This is a genomic window from Chrysiogenia bacterium, from assembly GCA_020434085.1.
GTDB lineage: Bacteria > JAGRBM01 > JAGRBM01 > JAGRBM01 > JAGRBM01 > JAGRBM01.
Window position 1 is genome coordinate 1 of record JAGRBM010000142.1, and the last position, 5,424, is coordinate 5,424.

Sequence of the window (5,424 nt, forward strand, 5' to 3'; positions counted from 1 at the left end):
GACGCCGCCGAGGTTCATCCCTCGCTTCGCGGCAAGCAGCTCGAACTGGTCATCTGGACCACCACCCCGTGGACCCTGCCCGCCAACCTGGCCATCGCGCTCAACGAGACGCTCGAATACGTTGCCGTTGAAGTGGGCAGCCGCGTCTTCGTGGTGGCCAAAGATCTGGCTGAGGCTTTCCAGAGCGCGCTCGTCATTGACGGAGCGCCCGGTGAGATCATCGCAAGCTTCCCTGCAAAGAAGTTCGAGGGGGCGCGCGCCCGGCACCCGTTCATCGATCGTGAGTCGCTGGTGCTCTTCGGCGACTTCGTGACGCTCGAAGCCGGCACGGGCTGCGTCCACATCGCGCCCGGACACGGCGAAGATGACTTCCGCCTTGGACAGCAGCACGGGCTCGACGTCCTCTGCCCGGTTGACGCAGAGGGCCGCTACACCGACGAGTTCGCTCCGATGAAGGGCGAGTTCGTCTTCGACGCCAACGAGAAGATCAAGGCGCTGCTTGTCGAGAAGGGCCGCCTGCTCAACAGCCCCAAGGCCTCGCTCAAGCATTCTTACCCCCACTCGTGGCGCAGCAAGGAACCGATCATCTACCGCGCCACCAGCCAGTGGTTCCTGAGCCTGGCGCACGAAGACCTGCGACAGAAGAGTCTCAAGGCCATCGACGAGATCCAGGCCGACAAGGGCTGGATCCCTGCCTGGGGACGCGATCGCATCTATTCGATGCTGGAGAACCGCCCGGACTGGACTCTCTCGCGCCAGCGCGTGTGGGGCGTGCCCATCCCCTCGCTAGAGTGCGAGGGCTGCGGCAACGTCTTTCTCGACGCCGACGCTTGCGAGCACGTCGCCGACCTCATCACCGAGGGCGGCATCACCGTCTGGACCGAAAAGGATGTCACCGAGCTTATCCCCGCCGGCACCAAGTGCCCGGAGTGCTACGCCACGAAGTTCAAGAAGGGAACCGACATCCTCGATGTCTGGTTCGACTCGGGCGTCTCCCACGCGGCCGTGTGCGAGGTGCGAGAGGAACTCCACTGGCCCGCCGATCTGTATCTTGAGGGCTCGGATCAGCACCGCGGCTGGTTCCATTCCTCGCTGCTGACCAGCATGGCCACGCGCGGCGCCCCGCCCTACAAGGCGGTGCTCACCCACGGCTTCGTCGTCGACGGCGATGGCAAGAAATATTCCAAGAGCAATCCCAACTACACGCCGCCGGCCGACATCATCAAGAACTACGGCGTCGACGTGCTGCGCCTGTGGGTCGCGTCCGAGGACTATCGGGGCGACATCCACTTCTCCGAGGAAATTCTCAAGCGCCTTGCCGAGGCCTATCGCAAGTTCCGCAACAGCGCGAAATATATCCTGGGCAACCTCGCCGACTTTGATCCGGCAAAAGACTGGGTCCCCTATTCGGAGATGACGCCCATCGACCAGTGGATCGTGGGACGTCTGAACCGGCTGCTGCTCACCTGTCACAAGGCCTTTGCCGAGTATCAGTTCCACACCGTCTATCACAAGCTCAATGAGTTCGTGACCGTGGACTTTTCGAGCCTGTTTGCCGATATCTCCAAGGACCGGCTCTATGTCGACCGCGCCGATTCGCGTCCGCGTCGCAGCAAGCAGACGGCCATGTACCAGATTCTCGCCGCCATCACGCGCGTCTTTGCGCCCATCCTCTCGTTCACCAGCGAGGAGATCTGGGGCTACCTCCCGCGCTTTGAGGGCGATGCACCTCATCCCTCGCTCAGCGGCGTGAACTGGGACTCGGTGCATCTTTCCAGCATGCCCAAGCCCGTCCCGGCCGAGATGGACGACGAGGTGGAAGCCACCTTCGCCGACCTGTGGCGTCTGCGCGAGGAAGTCACCAAAGCACTCGAAGAAGCGCGCAAGAACAAGGACATCGGCGCGAGCCTGGAGGCCAAGGTCACGGTTGCGGCCAAGGCCTCGCTGCAGAGCAAGCTGACCCGGCGCCTGAGCCTCGACGATGTGGCCGATGCCTTCATCGTCTCGGGCATGGAGTGGCTCGATTCGCTGCCCGAGGACGGCGCCCAGGACTTCCAGGTTGCCTGGCAGGCCGCCCCCGGCGGCAAGTGCCCGCGTTGCTGGCACTTCCGCGAGGACATCGGCAAGAGCAGCGCCCACCCAGAGCTGTGCGGCCGCTGCGCCGACGTGGTCTCGGAATAAACCGCGCGCTGCGCGGATATTGCAGGAACGGACATGAGCGAGAAAAACACACTCTCAGCCAAGTGGTGGATCCTGGGGTTGCTGACCCCGCCGCTGGTGTGGGCCGACCTCTACACGAAGGTCCTCATCGGCCGGAGGTTTTATCCGGGCGAGCACCTGACCGTCATTGACGGATTCTTCGACCTGATGTTCGCGCGCAACCGCGGCGCGGCTTTCGGGCTCTTCAACGATCTCTCGCCCGAGATGAGCTTCGCCTTCTTCATCGGCGTGTCGATTATTGCGCTGCTGGTGCTGGGCTATCTGTTCGTTTCCATCAGCCATTACGAAAAATACCTGGGCGTGACTATCACGTTCATTTTCGCCGGCGCACTGGGCAATTTTACCGACCGCATGCGCCTTGGTTACGTGGTCGACTTTCTGCACTTCTACGTCAAGGACTTCTACTGGCCCACCTTCAACGTGGCCGATATTTGCATCACCGTGGGCGCGGCGATGCTCATCTACTACTCGATCTTCCTCGAACCCCGTGAAGATGAGGACGAGCAGGCCCTGCCCGGCGCGCAGAGCGCCGAGAACGCAGGGGCCTGAGCCACATGCTGCCGCAACTTTTCTCCCTGTTTGGATACCCGGTTCACACCTACGGCGTAACCGCGGCCATGGGCTTTCTGGCGGGCTTTTTCTTCGCGCGCTGGCAGGCGGTCGTTACCAAGCAGGATCCCGAGCACACCGCCGATCTCATCTTCTACGCGATTATCTTCGGCGTCATCGGCGCGCGCATTCTCTACGTGATGCTCGAGTGGAACAGCTACTTCGCCGAGCATCCAGGCGACATCCTCCGCATCGACAAGGGCGGACTAGTCTTCTACGGCGGTCCCCTGTTTACGGCGCTGCCGCTGTGGTGGGTCATGCGCCGCCGCGGGCTCTCGATCTGGGCGTACTCCGACCTCGTGATGCCGGCCACGATTCTGGGCCTTGGCTTCGGGCGCCTTGGCTGCCTGGCGGCCGGCTGCTGTTACGGCCACCCGGCGGAGGTTCCCTGGGCCATCCACTACCCGGAGGGCTCGACGCCGGCCTACGCTTATCTGGGCGCCGCCCTGCACCCCACCCCGCTGTATGAGTTTGCCGCCTGCATCGCCATCACCGCCATGGCGGCCTGGTACAACAAGCGCAAGCAGCGCCACGGCGAAACCTTCTTCCTCACGGTGCTGAGTTATGCCATCGCACGCTCGATCATCGAGGTCTTCCGCGGCGACAAGGTTCGCGGTTTCCTGATTGAAGACGTGCTCTCCACGAGCCAGGCCATCTCCATCTTCGTGGGAATCGCCTGCATCGGCGCATGGCTCTACTTCCGCAAGAAACCTACGAAGACCATGTCACTCGACTACTACCCCAAAGGCGAAGGCCCCTACGGGATGCGCACGGACGACAGCAGCGCGTAACCACCAAGCGATGGGCCTGGCAAGCCACGCCCCTGCCACTGCGACCTGTCCATGGCGCAGGCAGTGGCTTGGTTCACCAAACCCATTTCACATTTTGGTGCTTGTTACCGTGGAACCGCGACGTCGCTGAGCAGGGACTCGATCACCCGCTCGGCCGCCTGGCGGGCGCTGCCGCCGTGGGCGAAGTTTTCCTTGAGCTGCACGCGGTGGGCAAATACCGGCACGGCAAGGCGCTTGAAGTCATCAGGCGTGGCATAGTCGCGCCCGTGAAGGAGCGCCCGGGCCTGCCCGGCGCGCCGCAGCGCCAGCGCGCCGCGGGGGCTCACGCCAAGGGCCAGCAGCTCGCTGGTGCGCGAAGCGGCGGCAAGACGCTGCAGGTAGTCGATGAGCGAGTCTTCGACACGCACTTTGTTACAATCGGCCTGCAGGACAAGGATGTCGTCGGCATGTAGCACCGGCGAGAGTGCGTCCACGTCCGTGCTGCCGTGGGACTGCGCGAGGATCGCCCGCTCGGCCTCGGCGCTGGGGTAGCCCATTTCAAAGCACAGCAGAAAGCGATCGAGCTGGCTCTCAGGCAGCGGGAAGGTTCCCGCATGTTCCTGCGGGTTCTGCGTCGCAATGACCAGAAACGGCCGGGGGAGCGGATGGCTCACGCCGTCGACGGTCACCTGGGCTTCGTTCATGGCTTCAAGGAGCGCGCTCTGGGTCTTGGGGCTCGCCCGGTTGATCTCATCGGCAAGCACAATGGAGTGAAAGATCGGGCCGGGATGAAACTCGAAGGCCCGCGTTGCTTCATTCCAGATGGAAACGCCAGTCACGTCACCAGGCAGCAGGTCGGCGGTGAACTGCATGCGCTGGAAACTCGCGTCGAGTGACCTTGCCAGTGAGCGCGCCAGCGTCGTCTTGCCCACGCCCGGAATATCGTCGACGAGCACATGGCCACCGGCAATCAGCGCAATGAGCGAGAGCTCGATGGCTTCGTCCTTGCCCTTGATCACATGGCCCATGTTGGCGAGCACCCGCTCCAGCGCGTGGGCCCCACCGGTATTCACTTTGACGCTCTCGACACTCAAGCTTCGTATTCCTTCTAGCGCCCCTTGAAGTTGGGAGCGCGCTTTTCAAGGAAGGCCGCCCGGCCCTCCATCAGATCTTCGCTGGCAAAGCACTCGCGTTCAAGGGCGCGCAGCTCGCTCTGGACTTCCTCGGGCAGCCCCGGTCCCTTTGCCAGGGCGCCGAAACTGCGCTTCATGTTCCGCACCGCAAGCGGCGCCGCCGCGGCAATGGACTGCGCCAGGGCCATCACCTTGTCCTCGAGTTCCTCGCGCTCCACAAGATGGGTGAGCAGCCCGGCCTCATGGGCCTGCGACATGGTCAGCGGCTCGCCGGTAAAGAACATCTCCTTGGCAATCGAGGGGCCAACCAAGTCCACGAATTTTCTCAGCCCATCGGAATGATAGCAGAGTCCGAGCTTGGCGGGCGGCATCCCGAAGTAGCCATGTTTCCAGGAGAGGCGGAAATCGCAGCTCACCGCGATTTCCCCTCCCAGGCCGTAGGTGTGGCCGTTGAGCAGCGCGATCGTGGCTGCCGGGAATTCCTCGAGCCGCCTGCAGAACGAGATCGGCAGGCTGTCGGAGCGCTCCTCGGCGGCTTCGAGCTGGTCCTTGGGCACGCTCTGGATACGCCCGATGTTGAAACCCGCACAGAAAGCGCGCCCTGCGCCGGTGAGAATGAGCGCGCGAATCTCGCTGCCGGCAAGCTCCTTGAGCTCGGCATCGAGCGCGCCGAGCATTTCCAGGTCGAGCGC

The 5,424-nt window shown here is 63.3% G+C and carries 5 protein-coding genes; 3 read left to right on the forward strand and 2 right to left on the reverse strand.

Features of this window, described 5'->3' with window-relative positions:
* From ileS to lgt, 3 genes are all read left to right on the forward strand, one after another.
* On the forward strand, positions 1 to 2,181 hold a 2,181-nt coding region (ileS, locus tag KDH09_04655), incomplete at its 5' end, for an isoleucine--tRNA ligase (protein ID MCB0218963.1).
* Positions 2,182 to 2,214: 33 nt separating this feature from the next.
* Entirely contained in the window at positions 2,215 to 2,769 is a 555-nt protein-coding gene (lspA, locus tag KDH09_04660) for a signal peptidase II (protein ID MCB0218964.1), read from the forward strand.
* Between the two features lie 5 nt (positions 2,770 to 2,774).
* Positions 2,775 to 3,620 carry a prolipoprotein diacylglyceryl transferase gene (lgt, locus tag KDH09_04665; GenBank protein MCB0218965.1) on the forward strand — a complete coding sequence of 282 codons (846 nt, stop codon included), beginning with the start codon at positions 2,775 to 2,777 and terminating at the stop codon, positions 3,618 to 3,620.
* A gap of 104 nt (positions 3,621 to 3,724) precedes the next feature.
* On the opposite strand, the gene KDH09_04670 is transcribed toward lgt, so the two are convergent.
* Both KDH09_04670 and KDH09_04675 read right to left on the reverse strand, forming a co-directional pair.
* On the reverse strand, positions 3,725 to 4,627 hold the full coding sequence (locus tag KDH09_04670) for a MoxR family ATPase (GenBank protein MCB0218966.1): 903 nt from the start codon (positions 4,625 to 4,627) through the stop codon (positions 3,725 to 3,727).
* An 80-nt stretch (positions 4,628 to 4,707) separates the two neighbouring features.
* Positions 4,708 to 5,424: enoyl-CoA hydratase/isomerase family protein (locus KDH09_04675; GenBank protein MCB0218967.1), on the reverse strand; the 717-nt coding region annotated here is incomplete at its 5' end.

Bases quoted from the DNA above. Each gene is read 5' to 3' on its own strand.
- lspA (MCB0218964.1), top strand. From the start codon at position 2,215: ATGAGCGAGAAAAACACACTCTCAGCCAAGTGGTGGATCCTGGGGTTG.
- lgt (MCB0218965.1), top strand. From the start codon at position 2,775: ATGCTGCCGCAACTTTTCTCCCTGTTTGGATACCCGGTTCACACCTAC.
- KDH09_04670 (MCB0218966.1), bottom strand. From the start codon at position 4,627: ATGGGCCATGTGATCAAGGGCAAGGACGAAGCCATCGAGCTCTCGCTC.